Below are 2,484 nucleotides of genomic sequence, written 5' to 3'. Positions count from 1 at the left end.
ATGCCGGTCACCTTGAGCGAACTGGGCACAGTGACCCCCACCGCCACTGTGACCGTACTGCCGCAATTGAGCGGATACCTGACGGCGGTCGGCTATCGGGAAGGCCAGGACGTGCAGAAGGGGCAGTTCCTTGCCCAGATCGACCCGCGCCAGTACGAGATCAGTAAGCAGCAGGCGCAGGCGACACTCGCCAAGGACCGGGCCTCGCTCGCGCAGGCGCGCTCTGACCTCGTCCGCTATACGCAACTGAACGAGCACAAGTCTATTGCCGAGCAAACCTTTGCTGACCAGCAGTTCCTCGTGCAGCAGGACGAAGCGGCTGTGAAGGCCGACCTGGCCAACATTGCACAGTTCGACCTCGACCTGGCTTATTGCCGTATCACGGCGCCGGTGTCCGGGCGGGTCGGCCTGCGCCTGGTCGACCCGGGCAACTACGTCACCGCTTCGTCCTCGCCGGGCATTGTGGTCATTACCACCATGAAGCCCACCACCGTGCAATTCACAGTGCCGCAAGACTCGCTCGCGAGCGTGCTGCAGCGGATGAACGGGGGCGCAAGCCTGCCGGTCACCGCTTATAGCAGCGACAACTCGAAGCAGCTCGCCACCGGCACGCTGTACGCGGTCAGCAACCAGATGGCGACGAGCACGGGCACGGTGACCTTGCGGGCGACTTTCGCCAACGACGACGAGGCCCTGTTCCCCAACGAGTTCGTCAACGTCAAGCTGCTGGTGAGCACGCTGCAAAATGCCGTGCTGGTGCCTACCCCGGCGGTGCAAAGCGGCGCACCGGGCGACTATGTCTACCTCGTGAACGCCGACAACACCGTCTCCGTTCATAAGGTCACGCTGGGCCCGAGCGACGGCAAGCATACGGTGATTGCTGCTGGACTCGCGGCTGACAACATCGTGGTGACCGACGGCACCGACCGGCTGAGCGACGGGGCCAAGATCCAGGCGGCTGCAGCGAAGCCCGCCTCGGGCAGCGAAGCGGCGTCGGCGTCGGCGTCTGACCAGGCGTCCGAAACAGGTGCGGCGAGCGGGGCTCACGGTCAGCATAAGCGGGCCCACGGCGGAGCCTCGGGCGCCGTTGCGGCCGCAGCCGAAGCAGCTTCGTAGAAGCCGACCCAGCGAACCTGCCCCCAATGAATATCTCCCGCCTGTTTATTCTCAGACCGGTAGCCACGCTGCTGCTGATGATCGCCCTCGTGCTCGTGGGCCTTGTCGCGGTGCGCGTGCTGCCGGTCTCCTCGCTGCCCGCCGTCGACTATCCGACCATCCAGGTGCAGACCTTCTATCCGGGTGCGAGCCCGGACGTGATGGCCACCACGGTGACTGCGCCACTCGAAGTGCAACTGGGCGAGATTCCCGGTTTGCAGCAGATGACCTCGTACAGTTCGGACGGCGCCTCGGTCATCACCTTGCAGTTCGACCTGTCGCTGAACCTTGACGTCGCCGAGCAGAACGTCCAGCAGGCCATCAACGCCGCCAACAGCTACCTGCCAAGCGGCCTGCCGGCGCCGCCGACCTACGCGAAGGTCAACCCGGCCGACCAGCCGATCCTGACGCTTGCCGTCACCTCCAAGTCGATGTCGCTCACGCAACTGGAGGACATCGCCAACAATCGCCTCGGCACCAAGATTTCAGAAGTGTCGGGCGTGGGTGTCGTTACCACGAGCGGTGGCAATGTGCCCGCCATCCGGGTCGAGGCGGACCCGCAGAAGCTGGCCGCGTACGGCCTGAACATCGACGACCTGCGCACGCTGCTCAGCTACGTCAACGTCAGCCAGCCGAAGGGCAACTTCGACGGGCCGGACCTCGACTACACCATCAACGGCAACGACCAGATCAGCGACCCGAAGGACTACCTGAGCACGGTGATCGCCTACCAGAACGGCGCACCGGTATTCATGCGCGACGTCGCGACGGTGAGCCAGGCGCCCCAGGACGTCGAGCGCGGTGCCTGGTATAACGGCACGCCCGCGATCGTGCTCAACGTGCAGCGCCAGCCGGGGGCGAACGTGATCGCCACCGTGAACCAGATCATGAAGCAGTTGCCGCAGCTCGAATCGACGCTGCCGGCCGGCATGAAGGTCACCGTCGTCTCGGACAGCACGGGCGTGATCCGCTCATCGGTCTCCGACGCGGTGATCGAACTGCTGCTGGCAATCGTGCTGGTGGTGGCGGTGATCTTCGTTTTCCTGCGCAACGTGCCGGCGACCATCATCCCTAGCATCTCGGTGCCGGTTTCGCTGATCGGCACGCTGGCGGTGATGTATCAGTTGAACTACTCCATCGATAACCTCTCGCTGATGGCGCTGATCATTGCCACCGGCTTCGTGGTCGACGACTCGATCGTGATGATCGAGAACATCGTGCGCTACCTCGAGGAGGGCAAGAGCCCGCTCGAAGCGGCGCTCGAAGGCGCGGGCCAGATCGGCTTTACCATCCTGTCGCTGACCATTTCGCTGATCGCGGTGCTGATTC

The 2,484-nt window shown here is 64.3% G+C and carries 2 protein-coding genes; both read left to right on the top strand.

Annotated elements, in window-relative coordinates:
* A partial coding sequence (locus WCA53_RS03635; protein WP_423905556.1) for an efflux RND transporter periplasmic adaptor subunit occupies positions 1-1,116 on the top strand: 1,116 nt, incomplete at its 5' end.
* 26 nt (positions 1,117-1,142) lie between these two features.
* Positions 1,143-2,484, top strand: a 1,342-nt coding sequence (locus tag WCA53_RS03630) for an efflux RND transporter permease subunit (protein ID WP_423905554.1), incomplete at its 3' end; no start/stop codon positions are given.

Origin of the sequence: Caballeronia sp., assembly GCF_049581465.1 — a bacterium.
Lineage (GTDB): Bacteria > Pseudomonadota > Gammaproteobacteria > Burkholderiales > Burkholderiaceae > Caballeronia.
This window is presented reverse-complemented; position numbering and strand designations above follow the sequence as displayed.